Source organism: Ruegeria sp. CDSC002 (assembly GCF_059610905.1).
In genome coordinates this window covers 181,447-201,465 of the sequence record NZ_JBXWOM010000004.1, presented here as the reverse complement: position 1 = coordinate 201,465, position 20,019 = coordinate 181,447, and the positions used below count along the sequence as shown (strand labels likewise).

Genomic DNA, 20,019 nt, shown 5'->3' with positions numbered 1-20,019 from the left:
GATTTCCTTCTACGACAACGGCGCCAGACAACGCAGCCCGTGACCGCCGTCCACTTCCCATTCCGGGGTCTGGGTGCAAATTTCCTTTGCAAAAGGACAGCGTTCACGGAATTCACATCCCGAAGGGCGTTTGAGCAGGCTGGGGGGTTCACCTTTTAGGGCGATCCGTTCCAATCGTGCATCCGGGTCGGGCTCTGGGTTGGCGCTCAGAAGGCAGCGTGTATAGGGATGGCGCGGGTCGTCGAAGATCGTCTCGGTCGTGCCTTCCTCGACCAACCGGCCCAGATACATGATGCCCATTCTGTCGGCCACGTGGCGCACGACGCTGAGGTTATGGGTGATGATCACCATCGCCAGCCCCAATCTTTCACGCAGATCGTTGAGCAGGTTCAAAAGCTCACCCTGTACCGACACATCGAGGCCCGCGGTCGGCTCATCCGCAAGGATCAGCTTGGGTTCCAGCGCCAATGCGCGCGCCACGCCCACGCGCCGTGCCTGACCACCCGACAACTGATAAGGATAGCGATCGGCGAAATGCGTCGGCAGGTTCACCATTTCCAACAGGCGCTTGGCCTCGGCATCCAGATCGCGGTCTTTCATGCCCTGAATGCGATAAGGCTCGGTGATCAGGCTACGGATGGTCAGGCGCGGTGACAGACTGCCGACCGGATCCTGAAACATCATCGCCATATCCTTGCGCAGCGGACGCATGACACGTTCCGGCGCGCCGCGAATTTCCTGCCCCTCAAATGTGACCGAACCGTCCTGTGCGGGCGCAAGCCCCGCAATGGCGCGTATCACGGTCGTTTTGCCGGAACCGCTTTCGCCAACCAGCGCGTAGGTCTCGCCGGGTTGCACGGTAAAGCTGACACCTGCCAGCACATTGACCGGCCCGTAACTGGTGTGCAGGTCCACAACGTTCAGCAAGCTCATGTTGTGGCCTCCTCATGATTCAGCCAGCACGCGGCGTGGTGGCCTTGCTTCAGTTGATCCAAGGGGGGCACCTCGCTGGCACAGCGCGCCATCGCCTGATCGCACCGATCCCGGAATATGCAGCCCCCTGGCAGGTTCGCCAGATCGGGCACTTCTCCTGGAATGGTTGGCAATACGCGGGCGCGTTCCTTGATGTGGCCGGGGTCGCATTCGATCAGGCGGCGTGTGTAGGGATGTTTGGGATTGTGGAAAATCTCTCGCACGTCCCCACTTTCGACCACCGCACCGGCATACATCACCACCACCCGATCACAGAGCTCCGCAATCACACCCAGATGGTGTGAAATAAACAGGATGGCACAGTGAAACTCGCGCTGCAGCTCTTGCAGGCGTTCGATGATCTGCACCTCTAGCGTTGCATCCAGCGCAGTTGTCGGCTCATCCGCGATCAAAAGGTCAGGTTCGGACATCAACGCCATCGCAATGGCGATCCGTTGACGCATCCCGCCAGAAAATTCATGTGGATACTGTTTCAGGCGAGCTTCGGGATCGGGAATGCCAACGGCGCCTAACATCTTGGCTGCGTGGGCCAGCTTGTCCGCCTTTGACTGTTTGGAGCGGTGCTGAATGTCCAGCATCTGCTGCCCGATGGTCAGAACCGGATTGTGCGTTTGCATCGGGTCCTGAAAGACGATGGATATGTCCGACCCACGCAAGTCGCGCATATGTCGTTCGGAGGCCCGCAGCAGATCCTGTCCTTTGAACCTGATCTCTCCTTCGCGGAACCGCGTATTAGGCGCTGTCAAACGCAGGATGGACGAGATCAGAGTGGACTTACCGCAGCCGGATTCCCCGACAATGCCAACTATTTCGCCTTTGTTGACGTCGAATGTGATGTCCCTCAGAGCCTTGAGGTCACCACGGCCTGTTTCGTAATCGACGCTGAGGTGGTCGATTTCCAGAAGTGTGTCGGTCATCGCTGTTTCCTCAGTTTCGGGTCAACCACATCGCGCAGGCTTTCACCCAGGAAGGTAAATCCGAGCGTCGCCAGAATGATCGGGAGCCCACCACCGACCACCAACCAGGGGGTTTGGCGGATCAATGAATACCCGTCCTTCAGCAAGGCACCCCAGCTGGGGGTCGGTGGTTTCACGCCCAGCCCCAGAAAGGACAGCCCCGCCTCCAGCGCGATAACCGTGGGGATATCCATGGCCGCCAGCACAGCCAGAACGCCGATGATGTTGGGCAGCATATGCACGCCCAGAATGCGCGCCATGCTGGCCCCCATCGAGCGTTCTGCCAAAATGAATTCAGAGTTGCGCAGCGTCAGAGTCTGGGTTCGCGCAACGCGACCGTAGGTTGGGATTGAGGTCGCCATGACGACGAAGACCACGGTTTGAAGGCTGGGTCCGATCAGGGCCACAACGGCAAGCGCAAACATCACTGTTGGAAAGGACCGGATGGTATCGAAGAACAGCATCAGAAGGTTATCAAGCCATTTCGGCCCATACCCGGCTATCATGCCCAGCGTCAGGCCAATTGCCATTGCGCCGAACACGGCAGGCAATGCCACCTTGAGCGCAACTTGCCCCCCGGCGATAACCCGCGAAAACGTATCGCGCCCTAATTGATCTGTACCAAGCAGGTGTGCGGCGGACGGCCCTTGCAAGCGGGATTTGATATCCATCGCAATCGGATCATAGGGTACAATCCAATAGGCGAAGATGGCACAGAACACGATGACACCGACGATGATCAAGCCCATAAGACCAAGCGGGTCGCGGGCGACGCCGATGATGATCAGGCCAAGTTCGGAACGAGATTTTTCCATAACGCTCCCTCCTCAATGAGCCGTGCGCGCACGTGGGTCGAGCAACGCATTGATCAGATCTGCCAATGCGGTCGACACCACGAACAACGCCGTTGATATAAGGACGGAGCCCATAACAATCGGGTAGTTTCGGGTGGTAATGCTATCGATAACCAACTTACCCAAACCCGGACGGGCAAAGACGATTTCAGCAAAAACGGCGGAGCTGAGAAGAAAGCCCATCCCTACCCCGATCACCGTAACGACCGGCAGAATGGCGATCCGCAGTGCATAAACCATGACCACGCGACGCTCGGCGATGCCAAAGGCGCGCGCCGTGCGCACATGGCTTTCGCCCATAACCTCGAGCATCGAGGCGCGTACCAGCCGGGCAATATAGCCAACCCAGCTGAGGCCGATGGCAAAGGCGGGCAGAACCAGATGGTCGAGGCGATCCCAGAACCCCTCTCCGGCGCCGATGGCGGGAAACCGCTGCAAATGCACGGCGAATACCAGCAGCGCCAAAAGTGCGACAACAAAGGCCGGGGCAGCCACGAAGCTGACGGAAATTGCTGCGGCGATCCGATCGATCAGCGTGTTGGGATGTGCCGCAGCATAGGCACCAAGTGCGATGCCCAGGCTTGCAGACCAAAGGATTGACGCAAAAATCAGTTCCAGAGTGAATGGCAATTGCTGGAACACGATGTCCGTCACGGACCGACCCGAAAATACATCGGTTCCCAGGTCTCCTTGCAGCAGATTCCCATAGAAGATCAAAAGCTGTTTCCAGATCGGTTGATCAAGCCCCAGCGCCGCTGTGAGTTGGGCCTGAAGTTCGGGCGTGGCACGCGGGCCCAGCATGATCTGGACCGGATCGCCAGGCACGGCGCGGATCATCAGGAACATGACCGTGACCGCCACGAACAGGATGAGCAGCGACAGCCCGAAGCGACGGGTTGCAAAACTTAGCATGGCCAACTGGCTCCTTGTGGCTTGATGGCGTTCAATTTGGCACGGCGAGCGTCACGCGCTCGCCGTACCCGGTCGACCTGGGGAGGTCAGGTCGCCTTGCCGAAATAGCGAAGCAACGACAGGCCATCTGGCCGCAATGCAGGAATGACCCGGGCGCTGTGAATGACCGGTGTCGCCTCGTGCGTAATGAAGCGATAGGCGCCGCTTTCTTCCATCAGATCCTGCGCACGCTGATACATTTCCGCCCGCTTTGCGATATCCGTTTCAGCAGCCGCAGTTTCGTGAATCTCGTTGAATTCAGGGCTGTTAAAGCGTTCCCAGTTCCATTTTCCTATCTGTTCAGGCGTGAACCACGACGTCGCATAATACGGATCTGGGGTCATCGAAAAACGGTTCAAAACGAGCTGCAGGTTTTCATTGTCGCCGGACGCCCAGAATGCACCGGATTCCAGAACGTTGACTTCAACCGTGATCCCAATTTGCGCGAGCGTCGCCTGAATGATCTGAGCCGTTGTCGTGAAGGTCGTTTTGTTCAGCGTGTCGAGGGTCAGCGTGACATTGGTTTCACCGGATTCCGCCAGCAGCTGTGCCGCCTTCTCAAAATCCGCCGCCGGTGGCACCAGCGAAGAAGCCCGATGCCCGGCGAGGCCCGGTGCGATGATGCCGGTCGCTGGTTCGGCAGCACCAAAATATGCGGCCTCCAGAATGCTGGGTACATCCACCGCGTGCTGAATCGCCTGCCGCAGTTTTTGATTTTGCAGCTTCGGATGCTCGACGTTCATGCCCATCCAGACATAGTAGAGCGACGGCTTTTCAACCAACGATCCGCCATTGGGCACCCCGGCGCGGTAACGCTCGACCGAGCCCAGCGACACACGGGTTACATCCAGTTCACCCGCCTCGAACGCAATCTCGGCAGTGTTTTCATCGTCAATCGGATAGATCTCGACGGTGTCCCAAGTGGGCGCGTCCCCTTTCCAGTCGGGGTTGCGCTTAAGAACAGTCTTTTCCTTGGGCGACCAGCTGTCGCGCAGGTAAGGACCGGATTCCGCAACCGGATCAGCGCCGATCCGGCCACCAGCGGCTTCGACTGCGGCTTTCGAGACAATGTTGCCGGTAATGTACGGAAGAGCGATCGACCAGATCGGTGCGAACGGTTTGTTCAGCACGATCGTGCCTTCGCGTTCGCTGGTCACGTCCACGTGGCTGAATGGCCCCAGATCGGGCTTGTTCGGACTGTCGGTTGCGTCGTCCACGATCCGTTCCATGCTGAACTTGACGTCCTCTGCGGTCATGGCGCCAAATCCATTGGTGAACCCGATATCGTCACGCAATGCGAACTTGATATGGGTCGGATCAACCTGCTCGATCATCGTGGCGGCATCCATCTGCCAGCCCCATTCCTCGCCTGGTTTGTACTGGATCAGCTTGTTGTAGATCGAGGCATGAACCTCTTCTTCAACGACACCAACGGAATGGGCCGGATCCATGTTCTGCGCATCTCCATAGGCCCGCACCCGCAGCACGCCGTCATCTGCTGCAAACGCACGGTTCGCCCATCCCATCGGAAGCGCCGTGGCGGCCCCTAGCGCGGTTGCACCTTTCAGGAACCTCCGCCGACCTACATTGGCCTTTGTCCATTCGATCTTCATAGTATCCTCCCTTGGATTAATTCAGAGAAGTCCGCGCGGAACGGTTTCGGACCATTCCTTCGTCAAAACTTCGATTTCATCTGCACCTTCAGTGGCGCGTAGTTTGCGGTAGAGATAGAAATTTTGCGCGTCGCAGGTCATCCGGCATTCGGTTGAGATGGCGACTTGCCAATCTTCGCGCTCGAACGAAAAACTCCAAGCGGTCTCGAAATGTGCGGTTGTCGGATCATCGGGGTGAATGCAGTAGCGCATACGAACGTCACTGCCGACAATCAGATCATGATACGGGTCGCGCGATTTTCCGTAGTCATCAAACGTCTCCAGAACCACCTGACCATTTTTGGTCACGGTGCGTTCGGATTGCTCGGATGGTGGACGCAATTGTTCACCGGCAAGAACTGGATAGTTCTGTGCCGGGCCAGGTTCAGAAGCTTGGACCTCATGCGTGACTTCCCGCACCGGCAAATGCAGGGTGCAATCCTGCAAGTGCATTGTCACCTCGGCCGAGCGCGGTGCTGGCCAGACGATCGGCCAGTATGACGTCGACAGCGCCAGTCGCAACACGTGACCCTCGCGCAAATAATGCGCACATTCGTTCAGAACAATTTCGGCTTCATAGATTTCACCCGGCCGCAGACTTTCGGGCGTTTCATGGCTGCGGTAGTGGCACAGGTTCAGCGGACGATAGCTGATGCGCTGCGATACACCTACGGGCGAGACATCGCATAACCGCGCGACAAGTTGGGCAACAGGTCGATCTACCGAAAACCTAAACTTCAGCTTTGCTCGGCCCAGCAGCTCCAGCGGGGCCTGCAGCGGCGCGCTGTCAAAACAAACCGACAGGGCATCATCCCTTGCCTGATCCCCTGCAAGTTCATTGTCGATCCGCATGCCCGCACAGAAATATCCGCCTTCCCTACCGACATGACTGGGTGATGTGACAGCGACCGTGCCTGTAGCCGGTTCCCGAGAAAACCCCCCTTGCGTCAAATGCCAAGCCTGGTCAGACACATGCGGCGACGGCCACGTGGTTTCCGCAATCCAACGACCTTGCCGAGCAGAGTTGTGCGCCGTCGGATTGAAGTGTTCCTGCATGTAAGTCCTGTACGCAGGCAAGTCCTCGGCCCCATTTTCCTGTCCTTTCAGCCAGCGGTCAAACCAGCCGATCACTTCGGAGTGAAAGTCTGCAGGATCGAGTTTCGAGATGTGAGGATAGCGGTGTTCCCAAGGCCCAATGACGGCCTTGGTAGGCACGGTTAGGTTGGCTGCCAATGCCGTGGGCGCATTGACATAAGCATCTGCCCATCCGGTGATAGCCAAAACAGGCGTTTGGATCGCAGACCAATCCTCGCAAACCGAGCCATGTTTCCAAAACGCGTCACGTGTCTGATGGCGCAGCCAATCCGCAGCAGAAAATGGGACGCTTTGCAGTCGGGTTAGCCAATCCTCACGCCAATCTGCACAAAGGTCCGGATCAGCGGGTCGGGTCAGATAGGCAAACATTTGACTGCCCCAGTTCATATTATCACTTAAAAGGCATCCACCCATAAAATGGATGTCATCCGCATAGCGATCCACGGTCGAGGCGACGCTGACGACGGCCTTTAATGCTGGTGGTTGTCGAAAGGCTAGCTGCAAGCCGTTAAACCCACCCCACGATATCCCGATCATCCCGATATGGCCGTCACACCAATCCTGCGCGGCGATCCAGGCTATGACTTCCTCACCATCATGCAGTTCCTGCTCAGAGTACTCGTCGTCGAATTGCCCTTCGCTGTCCCCGGTTCCTGCTATGTCAACGCGGATGCAGACATAGCCTGCCTCGGCAAAAACCGTGTGTGTCGTTTCATCTCTTGGCGCAGTGCCGTCACGTTTGCGGTACGGTAAATATTCCAGAATTGCGGGGGCAGGACCGGTTTCGGGCAACCAGATGCGCGCAGCCAGCCGTCGCCCATCGGCGAGCGTGATCCATGTGTTCTCGATGGTTTCAATTGGCATCTGGGCGCTTGTCTGTTGCGAGTTGATGCCGAAGAAGAAACCGATTTGCAGATAAAACAAATTGTGCGATCTTACGCGAACTGACGCATTTTGCAGTGATATAGCGTCAGAACGCGAAAGGTTTTGCCTGTGTCAGAGAATTTTTCTGCCAACCTGCGGTCGCTGTGCGCAGAGCATGGGAACATTTCACAGATTTGCCGCGATATCGGCGTCAACAGACAGCAATTCAATCGCTACCTGAATGGCTCCAGTCTGCCCTCTGCCCACAACATGCGTCGCATCGCGCGTCATTTCGGCCTGACAGAAGCAGAGTTGTTTGCTGAAACCGATGCTTTTGAACGAATGCTGAAAGGCACCCTGCCCCAATCCGGGACAGCGCCCACGGACGCATTTCTGGATCCATTTCGGAGCCAACAGAAAAACCTGAGGCGATATGTAGGCTTCTATCATTCCTATTTCTGCACGCCTTCTTGGGAAGGAAAGATTTTCTGCTCATTGATCCGGATTCAGGAAGTTGATGGGTTGTTCACAATCCGATCCAGGGAAATTGCCATATCGCCAGACAAGAGCACGCACCAGATTTCGCGCTATGCGGGTTTGGTGACAATGCGTGGGAACAGGATATTCGTGACCGAGCACGAGCTTGCGCGCGAAGGTAGCGTTGCCACCACCATATTGTATTCGGCACACCGTCAGCAGCTGAAGTACCTGCGGGGCATGACAATGGGTGTCGCATGGCGACCATACCCGCATCCTTATGCTGCCAAGACAATCTGGAAACGCTTGCATGAGCGTGTGACAGCCCGTGAGGCTATTGCCGCTTGCGGGATCTACCCTGCCCAAAGCAACAGGATCGATCCAACTGTTCGAAAACACCTTTACGAGGCTTGAAGCGAGCGTCGAGCCCACAATTTTTGGCATTTAGACAGGACAATTGATCGTCGTGGATCATAACCCCCACAGCATCGAACTCTCAATGATGAACCTCCGCCACCGAATTGGTCCACCCCAACAGTTAGGAAACGGAGGATTGGATATGGGACACAAACCGGAAGAGATTGTCACAAATCTTTGACTCAATCGGTTGTCAAAACCTCAAGAAAAGCAAAATTCGCGTATTTAAATTCTGACTCAAACATCAAGCATTTCTGACCTAGACGGTGAAGCTGCTGTTAGATTGCCCTGCAGCTAAGGTTTGAGAAGAGCCCAAACTTGCTCATCTCCGCAGTACGGCTATACAGCAATCATGAAGTGGATTGCCCTCATTATTGGAATTGCATTCATTATTGCGGCTTGGCTGATTGTTCAGGTTGGTAGAGGTGTTCGCTTCACCCATAGCGGCTTCGAAGAATGGGATGATACGTTTTGGGCAACATTTAGGGACTGTTGCCTCATGACCGATTTGAGGACTGCAGCGCCGCTTGGTCTTTTTGGCATAGCCATGCTTGGTTTCGCAGCATGGAAGTTTGTGCGAAACTAAACGCTATCAATACTACTGAGCACCCAAAAGCAATGGCAGCTTAAGCATTGTCTATTTGTCTGTGATCATAAACTTTTTTACTTTCATTGCAAAATGTAACGTCGAGCCAGATCCCAACCCAAACACCCCAAGCTGCCAGAAAACACTTCCACCAAGATTCAGCACAATAATAGACGCAATTGCTGTTCCAAAAGCCAAGGCCCAAACCACGAATACAAGCCTTAAAAACCTTCCTGTGACCCAAAGATACGCGTGTCTTACCTGTCGCAGGGTTGATGCAAGAAAAGCTGAAAGTTGGAAGTACATGCGGTTACCTCTATAGCCCTGCCCACGTTCGCGAAAGCCTGAGCTGCAATATTGTGGCTGATTACGGAGGTCAAAACACCAAAGTGGTCATTGCAGGCCGGAAGACCAACGGCAGCTTTGTCCGCCTTTCCGACTTTGACGGGCCTTGCGGTCCAAATTGGCTCCGCGCCCAAAATGTCAGATTCTACGCGGCATATGAATGACCGCTTCGCGCATCACATTCCTTTTGCGCTTGCTCGACCAACATCGGGCTTCTAACGCGATAAGGCTACGCCATCCACAGTGATCCTGTGCATGAGACGCCGGAATCCGTGATAATCGTTGATCGCCTTGTGCCAGGTGGCGCGATTGTCCCACATGGTGATGTCGCCTTCCTGCCAACGGACTCGGGCCTGAAATTCGGGCTGTCTGCAATGCTCATAGATCATATTGAGGACGGCCGCGGATTCATCGAACGTCAGGCCTTCAATGTGCGTAGTAAAGACAGGGTTTACGAACAATCCGCGGCGCCCGCTGAGTGGATGTTTGATGACGACAGGATGGCGCGCATCTTGCGTCGCTGCCTCGGCATTAGCCAACCTTCCGCTTTTGGCCGCTTCACTATCCAACGTGGCCTCGCCAAAGACGTGGCGCGACGAATGCACGGCCGTCAGCCCATCAAGAAACCGGCGCATGGGTTCCGACAGAGCCTCATAGGCCGCGCCCATCGAAACGAAAAGCGTATCACCGCCGTAGGGGGGCATTTCGATGGCATGCAGGATTGATCCCATCGCCGGGACCTGGTCGTAGGAATGATCGGTGTGCCAGCCTTCGCCCACCGCTTCTTTCTGGTCCTTTTCCTTCAGGACGGTTGCAATTTCAGGGTGCCCGTCGACAGGTTTGAAAAAGCGGTTCACGTTGATCGGACCGAAGCGGCGCGCGAAGTCGAGGTGGTCTTCCGAAGCAATGTTTTGCCCTCTGAGAACAACGACGGAGTATTTGGCGAAGGCTGCCTGGATTTGTGCAAACTGCGCACCGTCTCTTACGTCGGCTCCGAAAACTTCTGCCCCCAAGCTGCCTGTCAAAGGTCTGATGTCCATCGGTTCTCTCCCTGTTTTCTAGCGAGAAGAGTAGGATATTGCTTAAGATCGGAAAAACTGAATTAATCTGGCTCAAAGGATGATTTTACTGATGGTTCGGTTTTCACTACGTCAACTTGCCTTTTTGTCGGAAATCGCCCGTTGCGGTGGTATAGCGCCTGCGGCGCGAAAACTGAACGTCTCCGCTCCGGCGATCTCCTCGGCGCTTGATAAACTCGAAGCGGTCACTGGCTTGACCTTGTTTGATCGTTTTCCCGCACGGGGTATGCGGCTGACCAGCGCGGGTACGGAGTTCCTAGCCGATGCAGAAGCTCTGCTAATGCGGGCGAAGGCCCTGGACCGACGTGCCGCCGAAATGGCCAAAGGGGAAACCGGAACGATCCGAATCGGAACACACTACGCCATTGCCCAACGGATCGTTTTGCCCGCGGTTCTGACGTTCCGCAACCACTATGCCCGTGTACGTATCGAAGTCGTGGAAGATGATTTTCCAAGCCTCGTTGCTGCACTTGATGCTGGAGAGGTCGATGCGCTTGTTGTTTTTAATCAGGGCTTTGATAATACGCGCTTCGATGTCGAAATCCTGAAGGCGTTGCCGCCCTTGGTTTTGCTGCCCGCATCGCACCCTTTGGCAAAGGCAGACAGCGTGAAGCTCGAGGCCCTGTCCGACATTCCCTACATTGCCGTATCGCGCGCTGGTCCCGGCCCCAGCTATCTTGACTTGTTGCGGGCTGCCGGTCTTGATCCGGAGGTGCCGCTGACCTCGCAATCGCGCGAAATGGTTCAAGCATATGTGGGAAAAGGATTGGGCTTTACTCTTGTTGGCTTCCCGCCTGGCCGGAATCTGACGATTGAAGGCGATGCTGTCGTCACGCGTCCGCTCGCGCAAGAGATTGGCCAGTTCGAGGTCACCATTGCTCTGGCAAGGGCCGTGCAACAAACGGATCCGGTAACAGCATTTCTGGATATGTGCCGGACCCAAGTTTGAACAACAGTGTCACGCCCTTTTCTGAAAGCGTACCGTTGCGCAATTGATAAGAAAGGCGGATTTGTCCGCCATGAGGCCCTTCCAATTCGCCCAAAAACGTTCATTCAAGCTACGCACGCTCGAACTTCAGCACAGCTACCCCTAATGCTTCTTCCCCCGACCAAGGCCATCGCGCTGGGCACCGACCATCCGGCGCACAAGGGGGCTCGACATCCGGATCGAAGGATCACACCGGCCGACGCGAAAACAGGAAAAGAAGATGGGTCGGTTCAACTCACTACGCCAAGCGCAACGACTTCTCGTCGTCCACGACCAAATCAGTACGATCTCTCGTCCCGGCCGCTATCGTCCTTCCAATCACTCCTACCGCCAGGCCAGAGCCGACGTGTCCGAGCTGTGGGAGGGTATGTGGCGGAGCTATCGGCCTGATTGCACGGTCTCACGCATATTCCAATCCACCTCAGATAACTTGGCAATGCCGCACCTGTGCATAGGCTCTCTAGGTAGCGCGAGAGAATGCAAATAATGGGTGGCTTTGGCGTATTTCGCCCATCGGTCAGAGTTCCACACGACCCAAGCCCAAAGCAAGCGTGAGTGGATGGCTGATCGCGAAAAGGACAACCCAGAAGACCGACGAATTGCCTACCGAATTGGCGTAAACCTCGGGGACATCATAATCGATGGCGACGATATTTTTGGCGATGGCGTCAACGTTGCCTCGCGACTGGAGGGATTGGCAGAGGCGGGTGGTATACGGATCTCGGAAGCCGTGTTTAACAATGTAAAAGGTAAGCTCGACTTGGGATTTGCCGATCTTGGTCCGCAAAAGGTCAAAAACATCTCGGAACCAGTCCAGACTTTCCAAGTGCTTCTCGACCCAAGTGACGCTGGCAAGTTGGTAAAAGCGACGCTGACCCGACTGCCGCTGGTGCGCTACGGGGCGTTGGCGATGATCGCGCTGGTGGTGGCTATCGCCGCCGGACTCTACGCCCGCGACCGGATGTTTGCACCGACAAGTACCGGACCACCGAAGCTGCTGGTGTTGCCGCTGGCCGCCGCCGATGCTGGCAGCCGACTGATTGCCGAGGCCGCGACGGAGAACTTGCTAGCGTCTTTTGCCCGGCTGAAGGGGCTGACTATCGCACCTCGCGACGTGTCGATGCAATACAAGGGTATCGAACTTGCTGCCAGCGACGTGCCGGATGATCTGGACGTGCGCTACATCCTCGACGGCACAGCGATATCCCAAGCCGATTCCGTCGAGATCTCGGCGCGTCTGCGCGACATCAGTGCCTCGGGTGAGGACGTTGTCTGGGAGCAGAAAGAGGTCGGGAAGACTGACGAGCTATTTGGCGTTTTGGCTATGCTGAAACTGGGCGCTACGACCGCCATGAAGGTCAGGCTCAACCAGACGGAGCGGGCGATACTCGAATCCAAGCCTACCACCAGTTTCGAGGCCTACCTCGCATTTGCCCAGGCTGAGTTGTTTCGGTACAGCGGAAACTTCTTCGATCTAGAAAAATCTCTGCCTCTCTACGAGAAATCGATTAACCTCGATCCCGGATTTATCGCCGCACATGTCGGATACGCGGAAGCCAATTTTACCATCTGGAGTATGGGCTACAACACCATACGCTACACCCTTGATGCACTAGATGCAGCGAGAGAAAGCATCGAAACAATCCTCCAAGCACAAGACGCGAATGTCTATGCGATTGGTCTGCAGGTTCGAATTGAGATTGAACTGTCAAACCACGAGCAGGCATTAGCGAAAGCGAGGGCGGCCGTATTCCTCCAACCTGACGAGCCTTGGCTACGATTTGTTCTTGGCCTGTCGTCGCTAGCAGCCGGCAACTATGAAGAATCACGACAGGAACTCGACAAATACCAGTCGTTGTCGCCGCGGCTGAATTCCGGCGAAACGAGGGACCTGTCTTTCTCCTTCCTTCTGCTTGATGATGTAGAGCAGGCCTTGGGACTGCTTAAACAGATCCCTCCCGAAGAGTCCGCCAAGATCGATCAGTACTCCCAACTGGCGAATGCTTATGCCCGACGTGGCGAACTGGAAGAAGCCAAATTTTACATGGCAAAGTTTCTCAAGGAGACCGTGTGGAACAATCTGGCCTGGCAGCGAGGCTATTTCGGTCGGTATGCCGACCCCGCTCTGTACGATCGTTGGAGTGAGGCAATGCGAGCCGCGGGATTACCGGAATCACCCTTCGATTTCGAAGCCGGGCGGGAGGCCGACCGTTTACAGCACGACAATTTGATTGAACTCTTTTCCGATATTTATCAGGAGACGCACACGCTGGGTCCCTTTGGAATGCCATATTCTCAAGACCGCAGCACTGACGGCACGCTCACTATGAACTTCGCCTGGATGAAAGGGCAACCGATTTCCGGTCACTGGTCGATCGAGGGGGACCAGTTCTGTGTACGCACACCTGCCATCCACGTTAATCGTGAACAGTGTCTCAATGTTTATATTGACCGAGACAAATCGACTGAAAAAGTAACGCACATTTCAACTGTCTATTCTTTCGGGGCCTTAAATTCCGAGTTTACCAGAGTGAGCGAATAGAGCACATGATCAGGCTAATTTGGCCACGTCTACAAGTCGTTCTCAGCAAAATCTACCAACTCTAGTTGCGCCAAAACAAAACGGCTGGCATCAATTTGGATGGCAGAAATGTCCCGCAATGTGTCCGTTTGAGTAGTTCCTGATCTTGCGCGTGCAGCGAATGTCGGGAAAGCGGGCTCGCCCGCAGCATCTTGAAGGTAGGGTCAAGTTCTGGAGTAGGCCTAAAATGGCGACTAGCCGACAACCTGAGAGGCAACGCCACAACCGATTGCCAACAACTAGTAAACAGCGCTGAGTTAAGATTCCCCGCACCTTAGGCGTTTGACTTAGGGTACCTTCCTGTGTCGAACGATCAGACAGTTTTGGTCCAACTGTGACGGTTGGGTCAGGCTCGTGTGACGTTCAACATTTACTGTGGAATGTCACAGATTCTTGATCTCAATCGACGGCAAAAACCTCAAAAAACCAGCAAATAACGTCAGATAATTCTGACCCAGGCGTCAAGCAATTCTCACCCAGATCGACCAACGGCCTCTCACCGAATCTGCTGCTAATGTCGAAACCCAGAATTGAACCAATCCCCAGTTTAGTATTGCAAAGTAGCAAGCGCCTTTCCTGCTAAAACGCTACCTGATCGCCACCCTTCAAATCCAGAATTTCCCTGGCTTCGTCGGGCGAAGCTACCTGACTGCCCAAGTCCTCTACGATGCGGCGAATTTTTGCGACTTGCTGAGCGTTGTTTTCAGCCAGTTTTCCACGAGAGATGAACAGGCTGTCCTCCAGTCCCACACGAATATTGCCACCCATCTGGCTCGCCGTCGTGGCAAGCGACATCTGCGCCCCGCCAGCCCCCAAGACTGACCACCGATAGTCGTCACCGAACAGCCTGTCGGCAGTGCGTTTCATGAAGATCAGATTGTCGACTTCGGGTCCAATGCCGCCGAGGATGCCAAAGATAAATTGAATGAATATGGGTGCCTTGAACAACCCGATATCCATGCAGAATTTCAGGTTGTACAAGTGGCCGACATCGTAACATTCGTGTTCGAATTTGATGTCATGTGGGGCCAGGGTTTCTGCCGCTTCGCGAATGTCCCGGAATGTATTGCGAAATATGTTCTGATCGGAATTTGCGACATAGTCCTTCTCCCAATCAAACTTCCAATCGTCATCGCCATACCGGTTAGCCAGCGGATGAAACGAGAAGTTCATCGAACCCATGTTCATCGAGCACATTTCGGGGCTGAAGGCCTTGGCCGGATTGATCCGGTCCTGAATAGACAAAGTCAGCGATCCACCGGTCGACAGGTTCACGACAGCATCTGTCGCTTGTTTGATGCGCGGCAGGAAAGGTGCGAAGTCATTCGGGTCGACCGATGGTGAGCCGTTCTCGGGGTTGCGCGCATGCAGGTGCAGGATCGACGCGCCGGCCTCGGCAGCGTCAATCGCCTGACGCGCGATATCATCATAGGTGTACGGAAGTGCATCCGACATGGTTGGCGTGTGGATAGCGCCGGTTACGGCGCATGTGATGATCGTTTTTTTCTGACGGGCCATGGGTTCAGTTTTCCTTGGATTGTCCGATGTGCTTGACGCGATAGCCCAGCGGGAAAAGTTGCAGGTCATAACGGCTGCGGATAACGCCCCAGATGCCTTTTGGCGCCTTGAGCATGACAACGATTGCGACAACGCCGAGAACAATCAGGTAAGTTGTACCGAGGTCTGCGAGTGTTTCGCGCAGGGCGAAGAAAACCAGCGTACCGATAATCGGCCCTTCGATGGTGCCGATGCCGCCGATCACCACGATGAATATGACAAAGGCGGTCCAGTCATTGACGCTGAACGCCGCATCCGGCGAGATGCGTAGCTTTTGCAGGAAGATGAGCGCACCGATCATTGCTGTAAACGCTGAGGTGACAACATAAACGATGAACTTTGTGCGCCAGATATCAATGCCAAGACTACCGGCAGCCAGTTCGTTGTCGCGAATTGCCGTCAGCGCCAACCCTTGCCGCGAGCGTAGGAAGAGATACACGGCTGTCACCACCAGAACAGCGGCCCCGAGCGCCAGCCAATAGCTCAGCGCTTCTCGCATCGCACGACCCGAAGCCAGCGATTTCACGATGGCAACGGGGAGCGAAGATCCTGATCCTCCGCCAAGCGCTGAGATTTGCGCGAAGCTAAGTCGGAAGACTTCGGCGATGACCCAGGTACCTATGGCGAAATAGGCGCCCCTTAGCCTGAAGATCAGAACAGCAACCGGGATTGAGATCAAAGCCCCCAGCACTCCCGCCGCTGCGATGGCGGCCAACGGGTGCAGCGCGCCCAACATCGTCAACGCAAAGAGCATATAACCACCGAAGCCCACATAGGCCTGCTGACCAACCGAGACGAGACCGGCGTAACCCGCCATGAGGTTCCAAAGGGTGGCGAGGGATAGGTAGAGAAACAACTCGCCCATCAGACGCATGTCAGCCCGGCCCGCCCACCAGGGCGCTGCTATCAGAACGAGTAGAGTGACCGCCGCAAGGATCGCAGCAATCCGGGCTGCTTTTGACGATCGAGATACGGAATAGTCCTGCAGATTCATCCTGAAATCCTCGGGAAGAGGCCGTTCGGACGAACGGCAAGAATGACAAGAAAGGCGATATGGCCAGCAAGCACCTGCCAACCCGGATCAATCTTGGCACCGATGGTCTGCGCAACACCAAGGATCACGCCGCCGACCAGTGTACCCCAAAGGTTACCGAGCCCCCCGATAATGACGGCCTCGAAGCCAAAGATCAGACGACCGCCGCCGATTGAGGGATCAAAGCTAGTCCGTATCCCAAGCAGGATACCGGCAATCGCAGTCACACCCAGGGCCAGAGCCATGGCCAGACCAAAGATGTGCCGACGATTAAGGCCCATGAGCTGGGCGATGTCCTGATTGTCCGAAACGGCACGGAACGCGCGCCCCAAAGCGGTATGATAGAAGGTCCATTGCAGCCCCCAGATCACCGCGATGGCGATACCGAAAGTGAGAAGCGGTAAGATTCCGAGTGCCACACCGCCCACGGCAACGCTTGCTGTTTCCAGCGCACCGGCATTCAATGTTTGGGGGTCTGCGGTGTAGACCTCCAGCAACCCGTTCTGGATGATCACGCTCAGGCCGAAGGTGACAAGCAAGGGCGGAAGAATATCGTCGCCCAAAGTTTGGTTCAGAAGGCCGCGCTGAAGGGCATATCCGATCAACGCCATGGCGGGAACAACGATCACCAACGCGGCCATCGGATGCATTCCCGTCGCGGTCGTAACCGTCAGCCCGAGATATGCGGCCAGCACAATCAGGTCACCATGGGCAATATTGACCAGCCGCATGACTCCAAAGATCAATGACAACCCTGCCGCGAACAGGGCGTATAGCCCGCCGAGTAGAGTTCCCTGCACGATAGCGTTCAGCCATTCCATGTTATTCGATCCCGAAATAAGCGCGCGAGATGTCTTCGCGCGAAACGGTGTCAGACGCGCTTTCCAGCGAAACGCGTCCCTCTTGCAGGCAGTAGACCCGGCTCGAGACCGACAGTGCCTTGGTGATGTCCTGTTCAACGATGATCGCGCTCATACCCTCGCCAATGATGCCGGGCAGCGCTTCGTAGATGTCTTTGATGATTATCGGCGCCAGCCCGAGGCTAACTTCGTCAAAGAGGATCAAATCGGGATTGGCCATGAGAGCGCGCCCGATAGCAACCATCTGCTGTTGACCGCCAGAGAGCGAAGTCGAGGCCTGATCTTTTCTCTCTTCAAGAATTGGAAATAGATCATAGACGGCTTTCAGATCCCAGGGGCCTTTGCGGCCAACTTGCGCACCTATCATCAGGTTTTCTTTGACTGACAAAGAGGGGAACAATTGACGACCTTCTGGAACCATGGCGAGGCCAAGTTCGGCAACCTCGTCCGCTCGAAGTCGGCTGACATCCTGCCCCCGGTAGTGGATCTGACCCGGTCCGTTCGTCAGCAACCCTGTGATGGACCGCATCAAGGTGGTTTTTCCCGCACCATTTGCACCAATAATGGCAAGGACTTCGCCCTCGCCCACGTCCAGCTCGACGTCGTAGAGTGCTTGGAAGTCGCCGTAGTATGAGTTCAAACCGCGAGTCTGGAGAATTGGATCATGCATCGGCTTCGATCCCCAGATAGATCTCTTTGACTTCAGTGCTTTCCATGATTGTTTGCGGCTCGCCCTCGGCGATCTTCTTTCCGAAATCGATAACGATCAGGCGGTCCACAACAGCCAGAAGCGCATGCACGACGTGTTCGATCCAGATGATGGTGACGCCGGAGGCATGAATGTCCTTGATGGTTTTAACCAGTGACTTGCACTCAGCTTCGGTCAGCCCACCGGCGATTTCGTCCAGCAGCAGCAATCTTGGCTTGGCGCAAAGCGCGCGTGTCAGTTCCAGGCGTTTTCGTTCCAGCAATGTCAGGCTACCTGCAACAGTGTTTGCCTTTGGCAGCAGCTCCGTTTGATCCAGTACTTCCAGACAAAACCGTTCAGCTTGGTGCCCACGCAGCCCAGCCGATTGCGTGGCGGCGATCATGGCGTTTTCGAAAACGGTCATGCCCGAAAATGGCTGCGGGACCTGAAACGAACGGGCGATCCCTGCATGGCTGCGTCTTGCCGCGCTCCATTTGGTGACGTTCTGACCATCAAAGTCGATACGTCCGGAATTCGGTTTCAGCGTCCCTGTAATCAGATTGAACATCGAGGTTTTACCGGCACCATTGGGGCCAATCACCCCAAGTGCCTGACCTTGTTGGACCTGATAGTTCAGCGCATCGGCGACAGTGACTGCGCCAAATGCTTTGCTCAGGTCTTGGAGACTCAGGATTGTTGTCATGCTTCTCTCGGATGAAGGGTTCGGCGCCAAGATCGGCGCCGAACAATTTTTCAGCCCAGCAGCTTCATGTCTGCCGTCACCGGAACCTCGGGCGCGGTGCTGTTTGCAACGATCTGCAACTCATACGCGTCCCCGGACCTTTGCCACTGACCACCGACCAATGGTGTTTTAGTGACATTGTTCATCGGCCCATCACCCCAGTTCACCGGCCCGACGATGGTGTTCAGGTTGGTGGATGTGATTGCCGAGATGATCGAAGTGGGGTCTTCCAGATCATCAGCCCGTTTGATCACATCGGCGACGACCTCGAACAGAGCGTGTTTGAAGCCAAGCGGTTGCGTCCATGGACGTCCCGACCCTGCTGTGTACCCTTCTGCCAGTTGTTTCGACGAAATGCCGGTCAGCGAGGACGAGAACGGGTGATGTGGAGACCACCAGACCTCGGTCGACAATCCATCGCCACGATCGCCGAGCGATTCAATGACAGACGGGAACAACAGCGCCTTGCCGATCGTGACAACCTTGGGGTTGAACCCCTGCTGTGCGGCCTGGCTCCAGAACGTTGCGAAATCCGGCGGGATCATGTTGCCGGTAACGATTTCACATCCAGCCGCCTTAAACGCTGCGATCTGGTTTGAGAAGTCGTCAGACAACGGCTGATAGCGACCGGGATCGGTCAGCGTGTATCCTGCAGCAGCAAGCGGTTTGGGCAGACCCAGTTCCGCATCACCCCAGGCATTGCCATCGGCATCATTGGGGAATAGACCGCCCACGGTCTTGGCCACGCCTGTCTTGTCCCACATGTCGAGGAACGCGGCGATAACGTCTTCAAGACCCCAGAAGAAGTGATAGGTCGTTTCAAACCCTTCGCCCGGAACACCGTTGCGGCCAAAGAAGTACGGCTGCCATGGGCAGTCGGTTGTGATACAGGGAACTTCACTAATCTCTGCCTGATCAGCGACAGGGTTTACAGTGTTGGGCGTTGAAGCCGCAACGATGATATCGACCTCATCACCCAGGATCAGGTCAGCGGCGACCTCTGCTGCGCGGTTCGGGTTCGACTGGCTGTCCTTTGAAATGATCTCCACATTCCAGGTCTTGCCATTGTTGTCCAAGCCCGCCGAAAAGACCTGCTGAATGGCTTGCAGCACATATTCATCGGCCTCGGCAAAACCGGCCAGTGGTCCGGTGCGCGGGCTGACATTACCGATCCGCAGCGTCGGGTTCGCGGCATAGGCCCGCGTTGCCCGAAGGATGGCCGGCGCAGCAATCGCCGCTGTGGCACCGGCTATGAAACCACGCCTTGTGGCTGTTTTGAAAGTCCTTGTCATTGCGTCCTC

17 protein-coding genes and 1 pseudogene are annotated in these 20,019 nt (G+C 55.7%); 5 read left to right on the top strand and 13 right to left on the bottom strand.

The features are described 5' to 3' along the window. Positions 1-9 precede the first annotated feature (9 nt). The 6 genes from AC2FJE_RS09405 to AC2FJE_RS09380 all read right to left on the bottom strand — a co-directional run bounded on the left by AC2FJE_RS09405 (position 10) and on the right by AC2FJE_RS09380 (position 7,365). On the bottom strand, positions 10-933 hold the full coding sequence (locus AC2FJE_RS09405) for an oligopeptide/dipeptide ABC transporter ATP-binding protein (RefSeq protein WP_496698414.1): 924 nt from the start codon (positions 931-933) through the stop codon (positions 10-12). Then, positions 930-1,910, bottom strand: a complete 981-nt coding sequence (locus tag AC2FJE_RS09400) for an ABC transporter ATP-binding protein (protein WP_496698412.1) — start codon at positions 1,908-1,910, stop codon at positions 930-932. Before AC2FJE_RS09400 ends, AC2FJE_RS09405 begins: the two co-directional genes overlap by 4 nt. Continuing rightward, positions 1,907-2,764 carry an ABC transporter permease gene (locus tag AC2FJE_RS09395; RefSeq protein ID WP_282170004.1) on the bottom strand — a complete coding sequence of 286 codons (858 nt, stop codon included), beginning with the start codon at positions 2,762-2,764 and terminating at the stop codon, positions 1,907-1,909. The genes AC2FJE_RS09400 and AC2FJE_RS09395 overlap by 4 nt, the downstream gene beginning before the upstream one ends. A 12-nt stretch (positions 2,765-2,776) precedes the next feature. Next, a complete protein-coding gene (locus tag AC2FJE_RS09390; protein ID WP_496760889.1) occupies positions 2,777-3,715 on the bottom strand; it encodes an ABC transporter permease in 939 nt (312 codons plus the stop codon). Positions 3,716-3,801: 86 nt separating this feature from the next. Next, positions 3,802-5,367 (bottom strand): ABC transporter substrate-binding protein, encoded by a 1,566-nt coding sequence (locus AC2FJE_RS09385; RefSeq protein ID WP_496755605.1) that lies wholly within the window; start codon positions 5,365-5,367, stop codon positions 3,802-3,804. A gap of 21 nt (positions 5,368-5,388) precedes the next feature. Further along, positions 5,389-7,365, bottom strand: coding sequence for a CocE/NonD family hydrolase (locus AC2FJE_RS09380; RefSeq protein ID WP_496755698.1), 1,977 nt, complete (start codon positions 7,363-7,365; stop codon positions 5,389-5,391). 129 nt (positions 7,366-7,494) lie between these two features. Here AC2FJE_RS09380 and AC2FJE_RS09375 point away from each other — a divergent pair, with 129 nt between their 5' ends. Together AC2FJE_RS09375 and AC2FJE_RS09370 are read left to right on the top strand one after the other, a co-directional pair. Continuing rightward, the gene (locus tag AC2FJE_RS09375; protein ID WP_496755606.1) at positions 7,495-8,256 is read left to right on the top strand and encodes a helix-turn-helix transcriptional regulator; all 762 of its coding nucleotides are present in this window, start codon (positions 7,495-7,497) and stop codon (positions 8,254-8,256) included. Between the two features lie 355 nt (positions 8,257-8,611). Then, the gene (locus tag AC2FJE_RS09370) at positions 8,612-8,845 is read left to right on the top strand and encodes a hypothetical protein (RefSeq protein WP_496755607.1); all 234 of its coding nucleotides are present in this window, start codon (positions 8,612-8,614) and stop codon (positions 8,843-8,845) included. A 560-nt stretch (positions 8,846-9,405) separates the two neighbouring features. Here the strand turns inward: AC2FJE_RS09370 and AC2FJE_RS09365 are convergent. Next, on the bottom strand, positions 9,406-10,230 hold the full coding sequence (locus tag AC2FJE_RS09365) for a TauD/TfdA dioxygenase family protein (protein WP_496698405.1): 825 nt from the start codon (positions 10,228-10,230) through the stop codon (positions 9,406-9,408). Between the two features lie 91 nt (positions 10,231-10,321). On the opposite strand from AC2FJE_RS09365, the gene AC2FJE_RS09360 reads away from it, so the two are divergent. From AC2FJE_RS09360 to AC2FJE_RS09350, 3 genes and pseudogenes are all read left to right on the top strand, one after another. Then, positions 10,322-11,218: a LysR family transcriptional regulator gene (locus tag AC2FJE_RS09360; protein ID WP_496760888.1), complete on the top strand. Its 897-nt coding sequence runs from the start codon at positions 10,322-10,324 to the stop codon at positions 11,216-11,218. A gap of 177 nt (positions 11,219-11,395) precedes the next feature. Then, positions 11,396-11,618: pseudogene (locus AC2FJE_RS09355) on the top strand (IS6 family transposase); the annotation flags it as partial. A 198-nt stretch (positions 11,619-11,816) separates the two neighbouring features. Further along, positions 11,817-13,799 carry an adenylate/guanylate cyclase domain-containing protein gene (locus tag AC2FJE_RS09350; protein WP_496755609.1) on the top strand — a complete coding sequence of 661 codons (1,983 nt, stop codon included), beginning with the start codon at positions 11,817-11,819 and terminating at the stop codon, positions 13,797-13,799. A 618-nt stretch (positions 13,800-14,417) separates the two neighbouring features. On the opposite strand, the gene kce is transcribed toward AC2FJE_RS09350, so the two are convergent. The 6 genes from kce to AC2FJE_RS09320 are packed head-to-tail and all read right to left on the bottom strand — an operon-like array spanning position 14,418 to position 20,010. Next, positions 14,418-15,356, bottom strand: coding sequence for a 3,5-dioxohexanoate:acetyl-CoA acetone transferase (gene kce, locus AC2FJE_RS09345; protein ID WP_496755610.1), 939 nt, complete (start codon positions 15,354-15,356; stop codon positions 14,418-14,420). 4 nt (positions 15,357-15,360) lie between these two features. Then, complete coding sequence (locus AC2FJE_RS09340) at positions 15,361-16,389, bottom strand: branched-chain amino acid ABC transporter permease (RefSeq protein ID WP_282121280.1); 1,029 nt, start codon at positions 16,387-16,389, stop codon at positions 15,361-15,363. Beyond that, positions 16,386-17,249, bottom strand: coding sequence for a branched-chain amino acid ABC transporter permease (locus tag AC2FJE_RS09335; RefSeq protein WP_108862215.1), 864 nt, complete (start codon positions 17,247-17,249; stop codon positions 16,386-16,388). Before AC2FJE_RS09335 ends, AC2FJE_RS09340 begins: the two co-directional genes overlap by 4 nt. Position 17,250: 1 nt before the next feature. Further along, a complete protein-coding gene (locus tag AC2FJE_RS09330; RefSeq protein WP_496755611.1) occupies positions 17,251-17,958 on the bottom strand; it encodes an ABC transporter ATP-binding protein in 708 nt (235 codons plus the stop codon). Further along, the gene (locus AC2FJE_RS09325) at positions 17,951-18,679 is read right to left on the bottom strand and encodes an ABC transporter ATP-binding protein (protein ID WP_496755612.1); all 729 of its coding nucleotides are present in this window, start codon (positions 18,677-18,679) and stop codon (positions 17,951-17,953) included. Before AC2FJE_RS09325 ends, AC2FJE_RS09330 begins: the two co-directional genes overlap by 8 nt. A gap of 50 nt (positions 18,680-18,729) precedes the next feature. Then, complete coding sequence (locus AC2FJE_RS09320) at positions 18,730-20,010, bottom strand: ABC transporter substrate-binding protein (RefSeq protein ID WP_496760887.1); 1,281 nt, start codon at positions 20,008-20,010, stop codon at positions 18,730-18,732. Positions 20,011-20,019 lie beyond the last annotated feature (9 nt).